This is a genomic window from Catenulispora rubra, from assembly GCF_015356825.1.
GTDB lineage: Bacteria > Actinomycetota > Actinomycetes > Streptomycetales > Catenulisporaceae > Catenulispora > Catenulispora rubra.
The window spans coordinates 42,049-61,970 of record NZ_JAACYW010000019.1 but is presented as its reverse complement, the minus strand read 5'-3'; the positions used below and the strand labels follow the sequence as shown (position 1 = coordinate 61,970).

General features: G+C 69.1%; 15 protein-coding genes. 9 read left to right on the top strand and 6 right to left on the bottom strand.

The window, feature by feature from the left end; genetic code table 11:
* Nucleotides 1-82 precede the first annotated feature (82 nt).
* Nucleotides 83-1,129 (bottom strand): LacI family DNA-binding transcriptional regulator, encoded by a 1,047-nt coding sequence (locus tag GWK61_RS08370; protein ID WP_194906741.1) that lies wholly within the window; start codon nt 1,127-1,129, stop codon nt 83-85.
* 376 nt (nt 1,130-1,505) lie between these two features.
* Between GWK61_RS08370 and GWK61_RS08365 the strand changes: the two genes are divergently transcribed.
* The 4 genes from GWK61_RS08365 (at nt 1,506) to GWK61_RS08350 (ending at nt 6,689) form a co-directional block, all read left to right on the top strand.
* Nucleotides 1,506-2,897 carry an ABC transporter substrate-binding protein gene (locus GWK61_RS08365; protein ID WP_228561953.1) on the top strand — a complete coding sequence of 464 codons (1,392 nt, stop codon included), beginning with the start codon at nt 1,506-1,508 and terminating at the stop codon, nt 2,895-2,897.
* 34 nt (nt 2,898-2,931) lie between these two features.
* Nucleotides 2,932-3,984 carry a carbohydrate ABC transporter permease gene (locus tag GWK61_RS08360; protein ID WP_194906729.1) on the top strand — a complete coding sequence of 351 codons (1,053 nt, stop codon included), beginning with the start codon at nt 2,932-2,934 and terminating at the stop codon, nt 3,982-3,984.
* Between the two features lie 18 nt (nt 3,985-4,002).
* On the top strand, nt 4,003-4,884 hold the full coding sequence (locus GWK61_RS08355) for a carbohydrate ABC transporter permease (RefSeq protein WP_194906728.1): 882 nt from the start codon (nt 4,003-4,005) through the stop codon (nt 4,882-4,884).
* Nucleotides 4,885-5,060: 176 nt separating this feature from the next.
* On the top strand, nt 5,061-6,689 hold the full coding sequence (locus tag GWK61_RS08350) for a glycoside hydrolase family 13 protein (RefSeq protein ID WP_194906772.1): 1,629 nt from the start codon (nt 5,061-5,063) through the stop codon (nt 6,687-6,689).
* A 34-nt stretch (nt 6,690-6,723) separates the two neighbouring features.
* On the opposite strand, the gene GWK61_RS08345 is transcribed toward GWK61_RS08350, so the two are convergent.
* Nucleotides 6,724-7,638: a LysR family transcriptional regulator gene (locus GWK61_RS08345; protein ID WP_194906726.1), complete on the bottom strand. Its 915-nt coding sequence runs from the start codon at nt 7,636-7,638 to the stop codon at nt 6,724-6,726.
* 61 nt (nt 7,639-7,699) lie between these two features.
* Between GWK61_RS08345 and GWK61_RS08340 the strand changes: the two genes are divergently transcribed.
* Nucleotides 7,700-8,608: an alpha/beta hydrolase gene (locus GWK61_RS08340; protein ID WP_194906723.1), complete on the top strand. Its 909-nt coding sequence runs from the start codon at nt 7,700-7,702 to the stop codon at nt 8,606-8,608.
* A 6-nt stretch (nt 8,609-8,614) separates the two neighbouring features.
* On the opposite strand, the gene GWK61_RS08335 is transcribed toward GWK61_RS08340, so the two are convergent.
* Complete coding sequence (locus GWK61_RS08335; protein ID WP_194906722.1) at nt 8,615-10,042, bottom strand: AlkA N-terminal domain-containing protein; 1,428 nt, start codon at nt 10,040-10,042, stop codon at nt 8,615-8,617.
* A 156-nt stretch (nt 10,043-10,198) separates the two neighbouring features.
* On the opposite strand from GWK61_RS08335, the gene GWK61_RS08330 reads away from it, so the two are divergent.
* From GWK61_RS08330 to GWK61_RS08315, 4 genes are all read left to right on the top strand, one after another.
* On the top strand, nt 10,199-10,498 hold the full coding sequence (locus tag GWK61_RS08330; protein ID WP_194906720.1) for a putative quinol monooxygenase: 300 nt from the start codon (nt 10,199-10,201) through the stop codon (nt 10,496-10,498).
* Between the two features lie 77 nt (nt 10,499-10,575).
* On the top strand, nt 10,576-12,291 hold the full coding sequence (locus GWK61_RS08325; protein ID WP_194906718.1) for a DUF3558 domain-containing protein: 1,716 nt from the start codon (nt 10,576-10,578) through the stop codon (nt 12,289-12,291).
* Nucleotides 12,292-12,559: 268 nt separating this feature from the next.
* Nucleotides 12,560-14,170 carry a glycoside hydrolase family 28 protein gene (locus tag GWK61_RS08320; RefSeq protein WP_194906770.1) on the top strand — a complete coding sequence of 537 codons (1,611 nt, stop codon included), beginning with the start codon at nt 12,560-12,562 and terminating at the stop codon, nt 14,168-14,170.
* 13 nt (nt 14,171-14,183) lie between these two features.
* Nucleotides 14,184-16,379 (top strand): PQQ-dependent sugar dehydrogenase, encoded by a 2,196-nt coding sequence (locus GWK61_RS08315; protein WP_228561951.1) that lies wholly within the window; start codon nt 14,184-14,186, stop codon nt 16,377-16,379.
* Nucleotides 16,380-16,487: 108 nt separating this feature from the next.
* Here the strand turns inward: GWK61_RS08315 and GWK61_RS08310 are convergent, their stop codons facing one another.
* From GWK61_RS08310 to GWK61_RS08300, 3 genes are read right to left on the bottom strand one after another with little or no spacing between them, the layout of a single operon-like run.
* A complete protein-coding gene (locus tag GWK61_RS08310) occupies nt 16,488-17,141 on the bottom strand; it encodes a response regulator (RefSeq protein WP_194906716.1) in 654 nt (217 codons plus the stop codon).
* A 4-nt stretch (nt 17,142-17,145) separates the two neighbouring features.
* Nucleotides 17,146-18,234 carry a sensor histidine kinase gene (locus GWK61_RS59360; RefSeq protein ID WP_323747461.1) on the bottom strand — a complete coding sequence of 363 codons (1,089 nt, stop codon included), beginning with the start codon at nt 18,232-18,234 and terminating at the stop codon, nt 17,146-17,148.
* A gap of 38 nt (nt 18,235-18,272) precedes the next feature.
* Nucleotides 18,273-19,766, bottom strand: a complete 1,494-nt coding sequence (locus GWK61_RS08300; protein WP_194906714.1) for a nitrilase-related carbon-nitrogen hydrolase — start codon at nt 19,764-19,766, stop codon at nt 18,273-18,275.
* Nucleotides 19,767-19,922: the final 156 nt, after the last annotated feature.

Here is a 19,922-nt window from a genome sequence, read left to right as displayed (position 1 = left end):
TTTGACGGGAATCGTCATCCGCTCAGCCAACTGCTCAGTCAACTGCTCAGTCAACTGCTCAGTTATCGGCTCAGTCATCCGCTCACGGCGCGGGCGCTCCGGACGCTCCGGGCGCCGTCCGGAGCGGTCCGGTCGACCCCCGCACGACGAGCTCCGGCTCGAACAGGAGCTCCTCCTCGCTCGCCGCCGCCCCCTCGACCTGGTTCAGCAGCAGCGTCACCGCGGCCCGGCCCATCGCCTCGATCGGCTGGCGCACCGTGGTCAGCGGCGGGTCGGTGCAGTTCATGAAGTTGGAGTCGTCGAAGCCGATCACCGAGACGTCGGCCGGCACGTCCTTCCCGGCCCGGCGCACGGCCCGGATCGCGCCCAGGGCCAGGATGTCGCTGCCGCACACCAGGCCGGTGACGCCCTCGGCCAGCAGGCGCGCGGCCGCCGCGCGGCCGGACTCCATCGAGAACTGCGCGTGCGCGACCTCGACCGTCACGGTCCCCGACGACCGCGCGGCCTGGGCGCGCAGCGACGCGACGCGGCGCTGCGAGGGCACGTGGTCCTCCGGGCCGACGACCGCGCCCAGCCGGGTGTGCCCCATCGAGACCAGGTGTCCGTAGGACTGCTCGGAGGCGACCTCGTCGTCGGTCGCGACGCAGGGGAAGCCGAGATGGCCGACGGCCGCGTTGAACAGCACGACCGGCACGCCGCGCTCCCGCAGCCGTTCGTAGTGTTCGTGGGGAGCGTCCGCCTCGGCGTAGTGCCCGCCGCAGAAGACGACGCCGGACACCTGCTGGTCGAGCAGCATGTCGACGTAGTAGGCCTCGGACAGGCCGCCGGTCGTGCGGGTGCAGAGCACCGGTGTGAAGCCGCGCTGCGCGAGGGCGCCGCCGACCACCTCGGCCAGCGCCGGGAAGATCGGGTTCTGGAGCTCCGGCAGCACCAGGCCGATCAGCCGCGCGCGCTCGCCGCGCAGCTGGGTGGGGCGCTCGTAGCCGAGCACGTCCAGGGCCGTCAGCACGGCTTCGCGGGTCGCCTCGGCGACGCCGGGCCGGTTGTTGAGGACCCGGCTCACGGTCGCCTCGCTCACGCCGACCTTCTTCGCGACTTCGGCAAGGCGGCGGGCTGGTGGGGGAGTCATGGTCGCAACGATACGACAGTCGCCCGCAAGCGTTTGCGGGAAGCCGTTCATTTTGTGAGCGGATCACTGCGATCGCGTGTGCTGTCATCGATCGGGCCGCGCGGATTTTTTTGAGCGTGCCGGGCCGTCGGCACGGATCCAGCGCGTTCTGCCGACCTGGCGCGAGCCCGGATTTCCGGGCGGTATACACCGATTCGTCCATCAAGGCCATGATGGAGTCGTGTCCTTGCGGTCTTTCATCGACATCTTGCGTTCATCTTTGACCCTCAGTACGGTGAGCCCCACTCGGCACCACCTCGCAAGCGTTCGCCATCACATTCAGGTTTCCCGCCGCGCACTCTCAAGCGCAGGTCCCCCTTATGGAAGGTGTTCGATGATGAGTCCCGCCCGACGGCCCGCGGCGCGCCGGATAGCCGCCGCCGTCCTCGTCGCAGGCCTCGGCGTCTCCGCCGCGGCGTGCTCCAGCAGCAAGAGCTCCCAGAACGCCGCCGCCCCGGCCGGGGGCGACGGCCCGGTCACCATTTCGGTGGCCTGCGAGCCGCCGACCAGCCAGGCCAAGCAGCGCACCGAGTGGCTCCAGGACGTCGCGACGTTCGAGAAGGCCAACCCGAACGTCACGATCAAGGGCGTCGACACCTACCCGTGTGAGAACACCGCGACGTTCACCGCGCAGCTGAAGGCCGGCACCGAGCCGGACGTGTTCCACATGTACTTCACCGACCTGAACCAGGTCCTGGACGCCGGCCAGGCCGCGGACATCACGTCCTACGTCAACGACACCACGGTCCCCGGCTTCAGCGACATCGCGCCGTCGGCGATGGCCGCGGTCACCGCCGGCAAGACCGTCTACGGGCTGCCGACCGGCATCTACACCCAGGGCCTGATCATCAACCGGAAGCTGTTCCAGCAGGCCGGCCTCAACCCGGACCAGCCGCCGACGACGTGGGCCGACGTGGAGAAGGACGCCAAGGCGATCACCGGGCTCGGCAACGGGATCTACGGCTACGGCGAGTACAGCGCGGGCAACAACGGCGGCTGGCATCTCTCCTCGGAGGTCGACGCCGACGGCGGCCAGATGATCGGCGACGACGGCAAGGCGGCGTTCGACGCCCAGCCGGCCACCGACGTCCTCCAGGCGCTGCACCAGATGCGCTTCGTCGACAACTCGATGAGCCCGACGCAGCAGCTGAAGTGGGGCGACCTGCAGAAGCAGATGGGCGCCGGCAAGCTCGGCATGTACGTCGCCGCCCCCGACGACATCTACAACGTGATCGTCCCGCAGGACGGCGGCAACGTCGACGACTTCGGCGTCGGTCCGCTGCCGAGTACCAGCGGCACCCCGGCCGGCTCGCTGTCCGGCGGCGACGCGCTGGTGTTCAACAAGCACGACACCCCGGCGCAGATCCGCGCGGGCGTCAAGTGGATCGCCTTCTCCATGCTGACGCCGGGCCAGGGCCAGTTCAACTACGCGCGCACCAAGGCCGACGGCCTGCCGGTCGGCTTCCCCGAGCCGCTGGACTGGGTCGGCGCCACCTCGGCGAAGAACGAGCAGCTGAAGGCGGCGAGCCAGACCGTCGACACGGCGCACTTCAAGACGTTCGTGGACGCGCACGAGAAGGGCATGGGGGAGCCCGCCGACGCGCAGGCCGTCTACAAGACCCTCGACGCGACGATGCTCAGCGTGCTGCAGGATCCGAACGCCAACGTCGCCGCACTGTTGAAGACCGCTGAGACGCAGGTGAACACGCTGCTCGCGAACGCGAGCTAGCCCGATACGACAGCGAGCCGATCAGGGAGCGGTGATGGCCGAGCAAGTCCTCAGCAGGCCGGGACGGCGCAGTCCGGGAGGTGCCGGCGGCAAACCGGGCTGGGGCCCGGGCCTGGGCCGGAGCGGGGGTCCGGGCGAGGGTTCGGGCAAAGGTTCGGGCAGAGTGCCCGACGGCGGGCCGAACGGCAGGTTCCTCAGGGTCCTGCGCCGCCAACTCGGCGCCCACGGCTTCCTGATCGGCGCGGTGCTGTGCTTTGCGATGTTCTCGTGGTACCCGATGATCCGCGAGATCATCATGAGCTTCCAGCAGACGCACCGCGACAAGATCACCCGCCGGCCCGAGACCACCTGGGCCGGCTTCCAGAACTACACGCGGATCATCCACGACCCGACCTTCGCGCAGGCCTGGAAGAACACGATCGAGTTCAGCCTGCTGGCGCTGCTGATCGGCTTCGCGGTCCCGTTCCTCACCGCGATCGTCCTCAACGAACTGCGGCACGCCCGCGGCTATCTCAGGATCCTGGTGTACCTGCCGGTGATGCTGCCGCCGGCCTCGGCGCTGCTGCTGTTCCAGTACTTCTACGACCCCAACTACGGCCTGTTCGACCACCTGCTGCGGATGCTTCACCTGCCGACGTCGCAGTTCGTCCAGTCCTCCGGCAGCGCGCTGGTCTCCGTCACCGTCGCCTCGACCTGGATGAACATGGGCGGCACGACGCTCATCTACCTGGCGGCCCTGCAGAACATCCCCGGCGAGCTCTACGAGGCCGCCGAACTGGACGGCGCCGGCATCCTCGGCCGGGTCCGGCACGTCACGATCCCGCAGACCCGGCTGATCCTGTCGATGATGCTGATGCTGCAGATCGTGGGCACCATGCAGCTGTTCATCGAGCCGTTCATCCTCACCAACGGCGGCGCCGGACCCGGGAACTCGACCGTGTCGGTGGTGAACCTGATCTACCAGTACGCCTTCAACCTGTCCGGATCCAGCAACTACAACAGCGCCTCGGCGCTCGGCGTCCTGCTGATGCTCGTGCTCGGCGTGTTCTCCGCCGGGTACCTGTGGCTCAGCCGGGACCGGGACTAGGACCAGGGAGCGAGAAACATGTCGACCAGAACCCTCGTCTCGACGACCGCCCTGAACCGGCGCCGCGGCCGCATCGCCTACCGGTGCACGGCCACGACCGTGATCGTCGCGTTCACGCTGATCTTCATCGGCCCGCTGTACTTCCTGTTCACCGACGGGCTGAAGTCGACGCACGAGTCCGTGCAGGTCCCGCCGACGCTCTACCCGCACGCGATCCACCCCGGCACCTACGCCGACGCCTGGACCGTCGGCGGCGTCGGCCGGCTGCTCGTCAACACCCTGTATTACGCGTTCGGCGCGCTGGCGTTCCAGCTCGTCTTCGACGTCGCCGCCGCCTACGCGCTGTCCAAGCTGCGCCCGGTGTTCGGCAACGCGCTGTTCGGCCTGATGCTCTCGACGCTGATGATCCCGGCGACGGTCCTGGTGGTCCCGCAGTACATCACGGTGTCGGACCTGCCGATCCTGCACATGAACCTGGTCGGCACGCCCGAGGCGATCTGGCTGCCGGCGGTCGCCAACGGCTTCAGCATCTTCCTGCTCAAGCGGTTCTTCGACTCCATCCCCGGCGACCTGATGGCCGCCGCCGCGATCGACGGCGCGGGGCGGATGCGCACGCTGTGGTCCGTCGTCCTGCCGATGTCGCGCCCGATCCTCGGCGTGGTGTCGATCTTCGCGGTCACGGCGGTGTGGAAGGACTATCTGTGGCCGCTGCTCGTCGAGGGCGGCTACAGCCCGACCCGGGAGACCCTGAACGTCGGCATCACGCAGGCGGCTTCGACGTCGCCGCAGAACGTCGTCATCGCGGCCGCGGCGATCGCGGCCATCCCGCCGCTGATCTTCTTCCTGATCTTCCAGCGCAACATCATGTCCGGCCTGACCGCCGGGAGTCTTAAGGGCTGAGCGCCCGAGTACCGCCGACGGACCGCGCAGAAGCGCCGTCCGTATGGCACCGCCATGTCTGAACCCGAACCGTACGCATCAGAAAGCGGGTCCCTTTCGTGACGACCGTTCAAGAGAACAAGCTGGCCGCGGCTGGCGCCGAGGCCGCCGATATCGAGACCGGCTCCGGCTCCGAGGTGCCGGCCCGCACCGACGCGTGGTGGCGGGGAGCGGCGATCTACCAGGTCTACACGCGCAGCTTCGCCGACTCGAACGGCGACGGCGTCGGCGACCTCCCGGGCGTCCGTGCGAAGCTGCCCTACCTCGCGGCACTGGGCATCGACGCGCTGTGGTTCAACCCCTGGTACCCCTCGCCGATGGCGGACGCCGGCTACGACATCGCCGACTACCGCGACATCGAGCCGTCCTTCGGCACCCTGGCGGACGCGGACCTGCTGATCGCCGAGGCCCACGACCACGGCATCAGGATCATCATCGACATCGTGCCGAACCACTGCTCGGACCGGCACCCCTGGTTCCTCGCGGCCCTGACGTCGGAACCGGACTCGGCGGAGCGCTCCCGCTTCTGGTTCCGTCCCGGCCGCGGCGAGGACGGTTCGCTGCCGCCGAACGACTGGCAGTCGATCTTCGGCGGCCCGGCGTGGACGCGCATCGCGACCGCCGACGGGACCCCGGGGGAGTGGTACCTGCACCTGTTCGCCCCCGAGCAGCCGGACCTGAACTGGACGTCCGAGGACGTCCGCGCGGAGTTCGAGGACGTCCTGCGCTTCTGGTTCGACCGCGGCGCGGACGGGATCCGGATCGACTCGGCGGCCCTGGTGACCAAGGACCCCGATCTGCCGGACCTGGCGTCGCACCCTTCTCCGCACCCTTATGAGGACCGCGACGACGTGCACGAGATCTACCGCGCGTGGCGCGCCGTCGCCGAGTCCTACGGCGGCGACCGCGCACTGATCGGCGAGCTGTGGATCCCGGACGCCGAGCGCTTCACGCGCTACTTCCGGCCCGACGAACTGCACAGCGCGTTCAACTTCCCGTACCTGTGCAGCGCGTGGGACGCGGCGCGGCTGCGCGCGATCATCGACGAGACCCTCGCGATCCACGCGCCGGTCGATGCCCCGGCGACCTGGGTGCTGTCGAACCACGACGTGGACCGGCACGTCTCCCGCTACGGCCGCGCGGACACCTCGTTCGGCCTGGACCGGCGCGAACACGGCCGCCCGGTGGACCTGGAACTCGGCACACGCCGGGCCCGGGCCGCGGCGCTGCTGACGTTCGCGCTGCCCGGCGCGGTCTATGTCTACCAGGGCGACGAACTGGGCCTGTGGGAGGTCGAGGACATCCCGGCGGGGCTGCGGCAGGACCCGATCTGGCGCCGCACCGGCGGCGCGGACCCGGGGCGCGACGGCTGCCGGGTGCCGCTGCCCTGGTCGGGCGCGCAGCCGCCGTTCGGCTTCTCGCCGGACGACGCGCGGGCCCGGCCGTGGCTGCCGCAGCCGACGGGCTGGTCGGAGCTGACGGTCGAGGCCGAGAGCGGCGACCCGAGCTCGATGTTGGAGCTGTACCGCGCCGCGCTGCGGATCCGGCGGCGGGAGCCTGGACTGGGGGACGGCGGGCTGAGGTGGATGGAGAGCGGGGAATCAGTGCTCGACTTCGTGCGGGACGGCCGCTTCCGGTGTGTGGCGAACCTGTCGTCGGACGCTGTCGTGTTGCCGGCGCACGACGGGGTGCTGTTGCAGAGTGCTGATCTGGTCGATGGGTTGCTGCCGCCCGACGCGACGGTGTGGCTTCGGATCGGGGGCTGACACAAACTTGCGCGGAACCGGGTGTGGCTTCGGGTTACCCCGTCCTGACCGTCGTCGCGATCAATTCACGGAGCCAGCGCTGGGCTTGGTCGTCGTCGAGGCGCGGGTGCCAGGACATGGCGTACGTCATCGGGCCGATCTCCTGCGGCGCCGGGATGACGGTGGTCGTCCCGGGCGCCGCGTGCTGGATCGCGAAGCTCCGGGGGAGGGTCGCCACCAGCGGGGTTCCCGGTACCGCCGCGGCGGCCGCGGTGTGGTAGGGCACTGTCACGGCGGCGCGCCGGGGCCGGCCGAGTGCTTCGAGGCTGCGGTCGACGTGCCCCTGGCGGCCGTCGGTGACGTCGACGACGACGTGGGCGCAGTCGAGGTAGTCCGCCAGTGACACCGCCTTCGAGCGTGCCTTCGAGCGTGCCAGGGGGTGGTTGCTCGCGACCAGGCAGGCGTAGCCCTCCTCGAAGAGCGCCTGGGAGCGCAGCGGAGGCGGTGCTGTCCCGCCGTGGACGAGCAGGTCGACCATGCCGTGCTCGGCGTCGGCGAACACCGTGTGGTGCCAGCGGGAGAACAGCACGGTCGATCCCGGGGATTGGGCGAAGACCTGCGCGAGCAGCGCGCCGCTGAGCACGGAGACGGTGTAGTCGGTGCCGGCGAGCCGGAACGAGCGCGCAGCGGCGGCCGGATCGAACTGCTCGCCGGTGAAGACGTGTTCCAGGCGGGGGAGCGCGAGCTGGAGTTCCGCCGCGATGCGCTCGGCGCGCGGCGTGAGCTGGTATCCGCCCGGGCCGCGCACCAGCAGCTCGTCGCCGAGGGTGGCGCGCAGCCGCTGGAGTGCGCGGCTCATGGACGGCTGGCTCATGTGGAGCCGGTCGGCGGCGCGGGAGACGTGCCGCTCCTCCAGCAGCGCGTTGAGCGGCGCGAGGAGGTTCAGGTCGACCGATTCTATGCGTGGCACGCATACAGGGTATGCGGGATATGGCATTGCCGTATAGTGGGTCCGAAATCATGCTGGACACATGACTCAGCAACAACGCGAAGCACTTGACGCCATCTTTCGTAATGGCCCCCTGGACATCGGCGGCGACCCGGCGGCCCAGCGCGAGGTCTTCACCGGCATGCTCACCTCCCGGCCGCTGCCCGACGACGTGATCCTGACCCCTTCCGTCATCGGCGGCGTGCCGGTGCTGGAGATCGGGATCGACGGAGTCGACCCGGTCGGCACCCTCGTGTGGTTCCACGGCGGTTTCTACGTGCTCGGCTCACCGCGCACCTCGGCCGCGCTGGCTTCCGACGTCGCGCGACGCACCGGGATGAAGGTGATCTCGGTGGACTACCGGCTGGCTCCGGAGCACCCTTATCCGGCGGCGCTCGATGACGCGGTGGCCGTCTACCGCGCGATTCTTGCGGCCGCCGAGGGTCGGGACCTTGGCCGGCTGGCCGTGGTCGGCGAGTCTGCCGGCGCCGGGCTGGCGGCGGCGCTGCTGATCGCGGCCCGCGATCAGGGCCTTGCGATGCCGGCCGCCGGAGTCCTGTTCTCGCCGTACGCGGATCTCACCTTGTCCGGCGACAGCATGAAGACCAAGGCCGGCGTCGACCCGTCGTTCACCGCGGAGGCGATCGCGCGGCGGGCCGCGGACTACGTCGGCGGCGCGGACCCGGCCGATCCGCTGATCAGCCCGGTGTTCGCCGACTTGCACGGCCTACCGCCGCTGCTGATCCAGGTCGGGACCCACGAACTGCTGCTGGAGGACGCGATACGGCTCGCCGACCGCGCGGCAGCCGCGGACGTCGCGGTCTCGCTGGAAGTGACCCCGGGCGTCCCGCACCTGTTCCAGGCCTTCGCCGCGATGCTGGACGAGGGTGACGCAGCGTTGGTGCGCGTGACGGATTTCCTCGCCACGGCCTTCGCGCAGAACGCCTCGTGATGAACGTTAGGTATTGATCGGGTCCGATACTTGAACACCGTCGACCAGAGCGCGGGTTTCCGGTCCGTCGAGCAGCTCAGCGCCGCGAGTGATCAACTGGACGGCCGCCACCGAACGCCACGGCTGCCAGCGCGTGGCGGCGTCGGCGGGTGCGTTGAGAGTGCGAAGGGCCTCGCGCACCAGGGGATTCGCGTGGGGGAAGGCATCGTGGTGGCCGAGGCGGAGGGCGATCTCCTGCACAACGCTGTCGCCGATGCCGTCGATCGCGGTCAGTGAATCGACGAGGTCGGGCAGTGCCACGCCGCCGTCGAGGATCACGGTGCCGTCGGTGATGTCGGATGCGAGGGCGTGTACTGCCTTCGCGCACTCCGGCCGACCGAGTCGCGCCGGGTCTGCGGCGGCGACGACTTCGGCGGACGGGAACAGGTGGGTGAGACCGTGCGTCAGCCCGGGGACCGGCTGGCCCAGATCCCGTACCAGTGCACCGACCTGAATGCGTGCTTGGGCCGGGCTGATGTACTGCGCGGTGACGGCGTGGACCGCGGCTTCGAACGCGCCCCACGCCTGCGGTACGCGGATGCCGGGTCGGGTCTTGACGAGCGGGCCGATGACGGAGTCGCCCGACAGGTGCTGGAGCGCCGGGAAGTTGTCGGTGTCCGCGCCGACCATGCGTGCGGCGCGTTCCACGACGTGGATCAGGCCCTCCCAGTAGGGAAGATGCGCGCGCAGCAGGAGGTGGTCCTCGCCTCCGGGAAGTACTTCGAGCATGCCGGGCCTGCCGTCGAGGCTGATCGTGCGGCGGTAGGTGCGGTCCTCGATCGATTCGACGCCGGGCACCATCCGCTCAGCGAGGAACAGCAGGACGGCGTCCCAGTCGAAAGGTCGCTGGAAGGGCAGCCGGACCGTGAGCCCGCCGTCGGCGGCCAGCCGATCGGCCTTGCGCCGACGGTTCCGCAGCTCGCTGGGTGAGGCCCGGAAGACCGCCCGCATGTCGCGGTTGAACTGCCGCAGGCTGCCGAAGCCGGAGGCGAACGCGATGTCGGCGACGGTGAGGTCGGTGTCGTCCAGCAGCCGTCGGGCGAAGTGCGCGCGCCGACTGCGCGCGAGCTGGTCGGGCGTCGCACCGAGGTGGTCGTTGAACAGCCGGCGCAGATGGCGCGCGGACACCGCCAGCCGTGCGGCGAGCCCGGCCTCGGTGCCCTCGTCGAGCGCGCCGTCGATGACCAGCTGAACCGCTCGGCACACCAGCTCGGGCGAGTGCGCGGCGACCGGCCCGGCGACGCGGTACGGACGGCACCGCAGGCAGGCGCGGAATCCCGCCGCCTCGGCGGTCGCGGCCAGCTCGAAGGTGCGGACGTTCTCGGCGAGCGGCTTGGCGCCGCAGCCGGGCCGGCAGTAGATCCCCGTGGTCGTCACGGCCGAGAACGTCGTCATGTTCCAGGTATAGGAGACCCGCCGGGCGCCCGCCAGTCATATCCGGACACCTTCGGCCCCGGTCAGCGTGGCCGGATATGACCAGACACCTCCGACGGCGCTCGGCACTCTGGATCCGACGCCGAACCGGGCGTCCCACGAAGGAGGATCCATCCCATGCCGCTCCAGAAGATGTTCCCGATTCCGCTCAAGCCCGGCACGCAGGCCGAGGTGGAGGCGATCGTTCGGGAGTTCGCTCCGAAAGGTCCACAGCAGGAGGAGGGGACGCTGTCGTTCCGCGTCTACCGTGACCCCGCCCGACCGGACTACCTGCTGTTCGTGGAGCACTTCGCCGACCAGGCCGCGTATGACCAGCACACCGGCTCCGCGGTCTACAAGGAACTGATCGCGGGCAAGTTCGCCGACCTGATCGTCGAGTTCGTCGAGATCGACCTCGAGCTGGTCGTCGGCATCTGACCGGACGGCGCCGTGTCCGGCGGGCACGGCGCCGAACCCGCCTGTTTCACAGTCCGGCAACGGGAGGTGCGCCACCAATGACAGATCAGTACGGCCTGGATCGATCAGGCGGGCAGAAGAAGAAGCGGCGGCTGTGGTTGAAGGTGGGACTTCCGTCGTTGCTGGTGGTCGTGCTGGCCGGCGGAACCGTGTTCCTGTACGGGGCCGCAGGCGGATTCCGCTCCGCTCACCAGAAGGACGTGGGATCTGGTTCGGTCACCGACCCGTTGCAGTACGGGGTCGATATCGCCGCCGGCGACACCAAGCAGTACCCGACCGACGTGCCGGGTTACACACCCGCGGCCACACCGGACCCCGGCCGGCTGGCCGGCGTGGACCCCCGGCAGTTCTACTTCGCCATGCTCAAGCGACAGGGCATGGTGAAGATCACCGAGTTGACGCACGTCGGTTACAACGGCACTCAGGCATACGCCAGCCAGTGGCCGTACGGCAACGCGTCGCACTCTGTGGTGGATTGGTCCACCCGGAAGCACATCCTGGAGACGGAGTCCGTGTTCGCGCCGCGCGACGGCGACAAGGACGGCCTTCACCACGATCTTTTGATCCGATGCACTGACAGCGACCAGGACGCGATCTACGATCCCGCGGACCCGGTTTTCGGCATCAAGGCTTCATGGCGTACCGAGGCGGACAAGGGCCACAGGTGCAGCCGGCGGATGCAGCCGACGTGGGACGTGGAAAACGTCGGGACCAGCGACGGTGTCATGCCGGGAGGCCTGACGTCGGATGAAGTCGACAAGTACCTGTCCTATATCGATCACATCCCTGGACTGATCGAGGTCAAGAGACCGACGGTCGCCACCGGCACCGACGGCAAGCAGTACATCCTGCTGGACGCGAACATCGTCCCCCAGGATGCCGGGGTCAAGGATCCGGACAGGCACGGTGTGTCCTTCCTCGAAGCCGGCTTCGCACAGACCGGGCACAAGCCAACCGACTACCCGCTCATCGTCAGCGCGGGTCTCGCCCAGGGGCGGCACTTCCTCTACTACGTGGATCCGCAGACCTTGCTCCCGGCCTATTCCGTCGCGCTGGACACCAAGGTCGTCAAACTGGACGGAACGGTCGACGCCGACAACGCGCAATCCGCCTTCCGCGAGTTGTACGAGTACGCATACCCGCAGCGCCTGGACCCCGCTCGGACGCAGTCGGGTGGGCCCAGCACGATCGACTTCAAGCTGCCGCCGTTCGCCCGTCCCGACATCCCCGACAACACCGCCGCCCCGGCGACGCCGTCCGGCTCCACGCCGGGAGGACAGCCCGACAGCCACTCCGCACCGCGCGTCCCGGCTGCCCTCAAGACCGCCACATTGCTTCAGGATCCCTGCAAGCTCGTCCCGGACGGTCAGGCCGGACAACTGGGGACGAAACCCGGCGTCACGAGCGACGACACGGCCAATCCCGGGTGTGTGCTGATCTCGACGTTCTCGTCGAACAACAAGATCTCGTTCAACGCCGTCCCGGCGGACACCAGCGGCCTCAGCGCCGTCTACGACCAGAAGCTCAACGCGGCCTACTTCGAACCGCTCACCATCGACGGGTACCCGGCCCTGCACGCAGGCAACGAGGACAAGAGGGAGTACGGGCAGTGCACGAGCTACGTGGGAGTGACCGACCAGTTGTACTTCAAGGTCAACGCCGACATCCTCGACGGTCCGAACTCCCACAGCCCCTGTGCGATCGCCGACAGGTTCGCCACCGCGATCGTCCAGAACATGGTGAAGGGCGGGTAGGCGGCTGCGGCGGCGGTCAGTGAACCGTGTCATCGGATCCTGACTCCCTCTCATCGTGCGGCCGTCCACCGGGGGTCATGATAGACGCGACGGACGAGATCTCATATATGAGATGCCAAAATCGCCTCAAGATCTTTTCTGAGACCTCTGACGACTGATCGACACGATCCTGCTCTTGTAGCTCTGAGCTGGGTTTTGTAACGAGTAAGGTTTCTTAACCTTGCCGACTCATCCGATGTCATGTTCACTCAGGGCCGTGACACCATATATGTTCGCCCCTCGAAGCAGGGGCATACGACACCGCATCCCGCGTCTCGCAGCCGCTGTGGCCGTGGCGGCGCTCGCTCTGGCCGGCGTTCAGGGCACCGCCCTCGCCGCGCCGACAGCCGGCCCGTCCGCGGCTTCCGTCGCTCAGACGGCTCCCGCCGCGCACGCCGCCGCGGTCTTCAACGTCAAGAACTACGGCGCCACCGGCAACGGCACCACCAACGACTCCCCGGCCATCAACAAGGCGGTCACCGCCGCGAACGCCGCCGGCGGCGGCATCGTCGAGTTCCCGTCCGGCAGCTACAAGTCGGCGAACACGATCCATCTGAAGAGCGACGTCACCATCCAGCTCGACGCCGGCTCCAAGGTGCTCGGCGCCGGCGCCAAGACCTACGACGCGGCCGAGTCGAACCCGAACGACAAGTACCAGGACTACGGGCACAGCCACTTCCACGACGCCATGTTCTACGGCGACAAGCTCTCGAACATCGGCTTCACCGGCTCCGGCACCATCGACGGCAACGGGAGCCTGATCCCCGGCAACCCCGGCGCGGGCCAGGCCGACAAAATCATCTCCCTGACCCGCTGCACCAACCTCACGCTCAGCGGTATCACGCTGGCCCGCGGCGGGCACTTCGGGGCGCTGATCAACGGCTGCGACGGCGTGGTCTCCGACCATCTGACGATCAACACCTCCAGTGACCGCGACGGCTGGAACATCATCTCCACGACGCACGTCACCATCACCAACGCCGACATCTCGTCCAACGACGACGCGCTGGTGTTCAAGAGCGACTACGCGCTCGGGGCCACACTGCCAAACGGCCACGTGACCGTCACCGGCGCCACGCTGAAGGCCAAGTGCTGCAACGCCCTGATGTTCGGCTCGGAGACCTGCGGCTCCTTCACCGACTACCAGTTCCAGCAGATCACCATCCTCGGCGCCGGCAAGTCCGGCCTGGGCATGGTGAGCATGGACGGTGCCGACATCTCCGACGTGCACTACAAGGACATCACGATGACCGGCGTGCACTCCCCGATCATGCAGAAGATCGGCACCCGGCTGCGATGCGGCGGCAAACCGACGGTCGGGCACATCAGTAACGTGACATTCGACACGATCACCGGCACCGGCGCGTCCGGCCCGGACTACAGCCCGACGATCTGGGGTGCCGACGCCACGCACCAGGTCAGCAACGAGACCTTCACCAACGTCGACCTCACGGTCCCCGGCGGCAAGGGCACCATGTCCACCGGCGTGCCCAGCAACAACGGCGACTACAACCCGAACAGCATCGGCACCCGCCCGGCCTACGGCTGGTACCTGCACAACGTCTCCGGGATCCACTTCACCGCCAGCTCGGTCAAGGCCGCGGCGAGCGACGGCCGGCCGGCGATCCTGGCCAACGCCGGCAGCGACATCACCTTCGACGGACTCACCGCGCAGACCAGCAGCTCCAGTCCGTTCGACGTCGGCTTCCAGAACATCTCCGGGTACTGCGTCAGCAACAGCAAGAACACCTCCGGCGGTGCCCTGCGCGTGTCGGCCAGCGGTTCGACGTCCAGCTGTGCCGCCGGCGCCTCAGGGCTCGATCTTCCTGACGTCGGTTGAGCGGAGCACCCGCATGCTCAGAGACCTCCGACATATCAGACGACTGATCATCGTGGTCGGCGCCGCCGCGCTGGCGGTGGCGGGCGTCACGACGGTGACGGCGTCCGCCGCGCCGGCCCGCTCCTCGCCGTCGGCGGCAGTCGCGGCTCAGGCGGCTGCACCGAATCAGACCACGTCGACGCCCGGGGCCGTTCCGACCGCCGATCCCCTGCTGTCGCTGAACAAACCGGCGACCGCCTCCTCCTCCGGCAGCTGCTGCCGCGCCGCCTATGTCGACGACGGCAGCTCGACCACCCGCTGGGCCAGCGCCTCGGGCGCCGACCCGCAATGGATCTACCTCGACCTCGGCGCGACCGCGCACGTCAGCCGCGTGCGGTTGCAGTGGGACACGTCCTGCGCGACCGCGTACGAGATCGACGTCTCAGCCGATCACACCTCCTGGACGAAGATCTACAGCACCGCCGCCGGCAAGGGTGGTGTGGAGGACCTGACCACGCTCGACGGCAACGGGCGCTACGTCCGCATGTACGGCACCAAACGCTGCCGTGCCGATGCGAGCCACGGCTATTCGCTCCAGGAGCTCGGTGTCTACGGCACGCTGGGCACCGACGTCACGCCGCCGACCCCGCCCGGGACCCCGACGCTCGTCTCCGACACGCCCAACAGCGTCACCATCGCCTGGGCGGCCTCGACCGACGACGTCGGCGTCAGCGGCTACGACATCTACCATGACGGCCAACTGTGCGCGCAGGTGAACGGCAGCACCCTGACAGCCACCTGCGGATCGCTCAGCCCGAACGTCGCCTACGGGTTCTACGTGAACGCCCGTGACGCGGCGGGCAACGTCAGCCAGCCGTCCGGCACACTGCACGTCACCACACCGTCGTCCGGCGACACGACGCCGCCGACGGTGCCCGGCGACGTGCACTCCACCGCGGTGACGAGCACCAGCGTCACCCTGGCCTGGACCGCCTCGACCGACAACGTCGCGGTGGCCGGTTACCGCGTCTACAACGTGGTGAACGGGACCAGCACGAAAGTCGGCACCGCGGACGCCAACGCCACCGGTACGCAGGTGGACGGCCTCACACCGAACACCGCCTACCATTTCCAGGTCACCGCCTACGACGGCAACGGCAACGAGAGCGCGGGCAGCACGCCGGTCCTGGACGTCACCACCGCGGCGTCCGACGGCTGCCCGCCCTCGCAGGGCGTCTGCACGGTGACGCAGGTCGGCACCGACGACGACGTGGTGTGGGGTCTGGTGACGCTGCCCGACGGCACGATCCTGTTCAACGAGCGCGACGCGCACGACATCGTGCACCTGAACCCCAAGACCGGGGCCAAGAAGAGCATCGGCACCGTGCCCGACGCGCAGAGCACCGACGGCGAGGGCGGCCTGACCGGGCTGGAGACCAATCCGGTGAGCTTCGCCTCGGACCACTGGCTCTACATCATGCACACCTCGCCGACCGACAACCGCATCGTCCGGATCAAGTACGACCCGACCACCGACACGCTGCAGACCGGCACCGAGCAGGTCCTGGTGACCGGCATCGAGCGCAACAAGTTCCACAACGGCGGACGGCTGCGATTCAGCCCGGACGGCAAGTACTTGTACGCCGGCACCGGCGACGCGCAGAACGGCGCGAACGCCCAGAACACCAGCAGTCTCAACGGCAAGGTGCTGCGCATCAACCCGGACGGGACCATCCCGGCCGACAACCCGTTCCACAACGCGGTCTGGAGCTACGGGCACCGGAACGTGCAGGGGCTCGCCTTCGACTCCGAGGGCCGGCTCTGGGAGCAGGAGTTCGGCAACAACATCATGGACGAGACCAACCTGATCGTGAAGGGCGGCGACTACGGCTGGCCGTCGTGCGAGGGCACGTCGGGCACCTGCGGCACAGCGGGATTCATCGCGCCGAAGCACACCTACCCGGTGGCCGAGGGCTCGTGCAGCGGGATCACCATCATCCGCGACTTCCTGTACGTGGCCTGCGAACGCGGGACACGGCTGTACCGCGAGCAGATCAGCGGCAGCGCTCTGACCAACGTCCAGCAGTTCTTCGTCGGGACGTACGGCCGGCTGCGCACCGTCGAGCCGGCGCCGGACGGCGGGATGTGGATGGCCACGTCCAACGGAGGTGACAAGGACAGCATTCCGCACAACAGCAACAATCAGATCTTCCATGTAGCGCTGTCCTGAGCTGTGGCGATGGGACGTTTGACAGCCGGGTCGGGAGATGGCCCCGACCCGGCTGTCAAAGCCGTCGCCATGGTCCAGATCGTCGCCATGGTCCAGATCCGGGGCGCTTCAGTCCGAACCCACGGTGACCAGGCCGGATTCATAGGCGAAGACGACGGCCTGAGCCCGGTCCCGCAGCCCGAGTTTGGTCAGCAGGTTGCTGACGTGGCTCTTCACCGTGTGCTCGCTGACCACCAACGCGGCCGCGATCTCGGCGTTGGAGCGGCCGCGCGCGATCTGCTGGAGGGTGTCGACCTCGCGTTCGGTGAGCTTGTCCACCTGCCTTCGCAGCGCCGGCCGCGGTGTGCCGCGGCTGAGGGCGTCCTGGATCAGCCGCCGGGTGACCGTCGGGGCGAGCAGGGACTCGCCGGCCATCACGAGGCGGACGGCACGGACCAGGTCGTCGCGGCGGACGTCCTTGAGCAGGAACCCGCTCGCCCCGGCGCGCAGCGCGTCGTACACGTAGGCGTCGATGTCGTACATGGTCAGCACGAGGACCTTCGCGGAGGTCCGGCGGCAGATCTCGGCGGTGGCCGCCACCCCGTCGACGCCCGGCATCCGGATGTCCATCAGGACCAGGTCCGGGTGGAGTTCCACCGCCTTCTCGACCGCCTCCCGGCCGTCGGCCGCCTCGGCGACGACGGTGATGTCCTCGTGGGCGTCGAGGATCATGACGAAGCCGCTGCGGAACAACTCTTGGTCGTCGGCGACGATGACGCGCATTCGGCTATCCGATCGGCAACGTGACGGCGACGGTGAAGCCGCTCGGGTCGATGGCCAGGGTCCCTCCGCATGCTTCCACGCGTTCGCGCATCCCGGTGAGGCCGTGCCCCTCGCGCAGGCTCGGTGCGCCGTGTCCGTCGTCGCTCACCTCGATGCTCAGCATCCGGTCGTGCCAGAGCAGGCGCAGCCAGGCGGTGCGTGCTTCGGCGTGGCGGACGGTGTTGGTCAGACACTCCTGAATGACGCGGTACGCGGCGAGGTCCACCGCGGACGACGTGCGCAGCCGGGTGCCGACTTCCTCGGTGCGCACGTCCAGACCGGCTTGGCGGACCCGCTGGACCAAGCCGGTCAGCGCATCCAGCCCGAGCCCGCTCTCGCCGCGCAGTGCGCCGAGCAACACCCGAAGCTGCCCGATGGCTTCCCGTCCGGTCGCGGAGATCGCCTCGAACGTCGCCTCGGCCTTCGCCGGGTCGGCCCGGACGACCAGCGGCCCGGCCTCGGCCTGCACCGTCATGAGCCCGACCGAGTGGGTGACGATGTCGTGCATGTCGCGGGCGATGCGGGTGCGCTCCTGCGCGGCGGCGAGCGCGCGCTCCTCCGCCATCCGCCGGGTGCGCTCGGCCTCCGCGTCGGCGTGCGCCCGCCGCGCCCGGGTGCCGACGCCCAGCGCGTATGCGGCCACGTACTCGGTCGTGACGGCGCGGAAGGTGTCCAGGTCGTTGTGCGGCACCGCCAGGGAGACGGCCACGCCGGCGGCCAGCAGCGCGATACCGACGACGCGCCACGCCGGCCGGGCCAGCTCCGCGAACGTGTAAGTACATACCAGCGGTCCGTACGGTGCCAGCAACAGGGGCTCGCCGGGGGCCGCGTGGTCCGTGAGATCCAGTATCAGGATCGCTAGCCCCACCACGAGGCACACCGGCAGGAGCCAGACGCGCCGCCACAGCACCGGGACCGAGCTCAGGATGGTCAGCACCACGGCCCACCACGGCTGGGTGTGCGGGACGAACGCGGGCACGAGCGCGGCGGCGGTGACCGCGGCGGCGACGGCCGCGTCCGCGCGCGGAACGCGTATCGCTGCCCCCGCCGACACTCTGCTCTCCCGTGCTAGTAACTGCCACGGCCCCCGTCTCACCCCGGACAACCTACTGCGCGGCGGTTTCCGAAGTACGCGACGGCGATTCCGGCGAGGAACAGGACGACGCACGTCCACGCGAACCAGTCACCGAAGCGTGTGTACAGCGTGGACGAAGCAGGCGACGGCAGCCAGGCGGTGACCGAGACCATCGACGTGCCGGACGTCCGCGCCTCGGCGGTCATCCGGCCGTACGGATCACTGACGGTCAGCGCGCCCTGCCTTGCGTCGCGCACCACGGTCATGCCGTTCTCGACGCCCCGGGCGACCGCCATCCTGCTGTGCAGCCACGCGTCGTCGGAGAAGTCCCACGCCGGTACGAAGAGCGTGGTGGCGCCATGGCTCCGGTAGTCGCGCACCAAGCTGGGGAAGTCGAGGTCGAAGCAGACGGCGAGTGCCCACCGGTCCTGGCTGCCGGGAACGAAGGCCTGACCGTGCCCCGCCGTCAAGTCGTCCTCGACGCCGGTGACGAGGTGCTGCTTGAAGTAGGTGACCGGGGCGCTCCCGTCGGCCGGGAGGTCGATCGCCGCGTTGAAGAGTTGGTTGTCCCGCTTCAGGATCAGCCCGACGACGATGTCGAAGTGTCGCTGGTGCGCGAGGTGCGACAGCGGGCCGGTCAGCGTGGGAAGGCTCGTGTCGTCGGCGGTGAAGGCCTTCTCCGGGAGGACGACGACGCGGATGCCTTGTGCGGACAGGGCCTGGACACCACTGACGTAGGCGTCGAGGAGATCGTGGCCGGCGGCCGATTCGACGGGTGTCGGATCGATCTCGCGGTCACTGGCCACCAGGGCTACGCGCTCTCCCGTTTGTGCGTGCGAGGAGTGCAGACGCAACGTACCGTAGCCCAACGCGACGGCCAGCACCGCCGTCGCGGCGACGGCCGGCTGCCACCGACGCCCGCGCGTCTGCCACTGCCGCCTACTCTGTTCCCGCGCCTGGCCTCGGCTCTGAGGCGCGAACACGGCCGCAGCCGCCGCTGGTACCAGGAGCACGAGGAAGGTCACGCCCCATATCCCGGTGACCGAGAGGATCTGGAACACGGGCAGGACGTTCGCCTGGGTGTAGGCCAGGCTCCACCACGCGCCGAACGGTGCCGCTTGCGACATCGCGAGCTCCACCGTGACCCAGGCCGCCGGAAAGACGACGGTCGCCAGGAGCTGACGCCGTTGCCCGATCAGGGCGCGCGCGAGCAGCACCACGAGCCCGAAGAGCAGCGCCGATCCCACAATGATCAGCACCGCCACCGGCACCGGAATCTGCACGGTGCCGATGAAGTACCCCCACATCGCCGACTCGCCGCCCAACCACGCGGCGGCCGCGAGTCCGAAGGCGGCACGCCGACCCACCCGCGGCGCCATCAGCAGCACCGGAAGCGGCGCGAGCCAGGTGAGCCAGGGCACCGGCCGCAGCCCGGTACCCAGGAAGAACAGGATCGCCGACCCCGCCGCGGCTCCGATCGCCGCGGCTGCCGACCGATGGTTCGACTTCACTGAGACGTCCCCTCTCCAAAGGAATCGCCTCAGTGAACGGCGCGCTTTCCGGTACCCACATCGCCGCTGGGAGCGAACCGGGCCTCGTCCGTAGGGACTAGTTCGGTCGGCGTCCTGGTCGGACGGCCCGACGAGCCGGATCGACCCGGACCACGC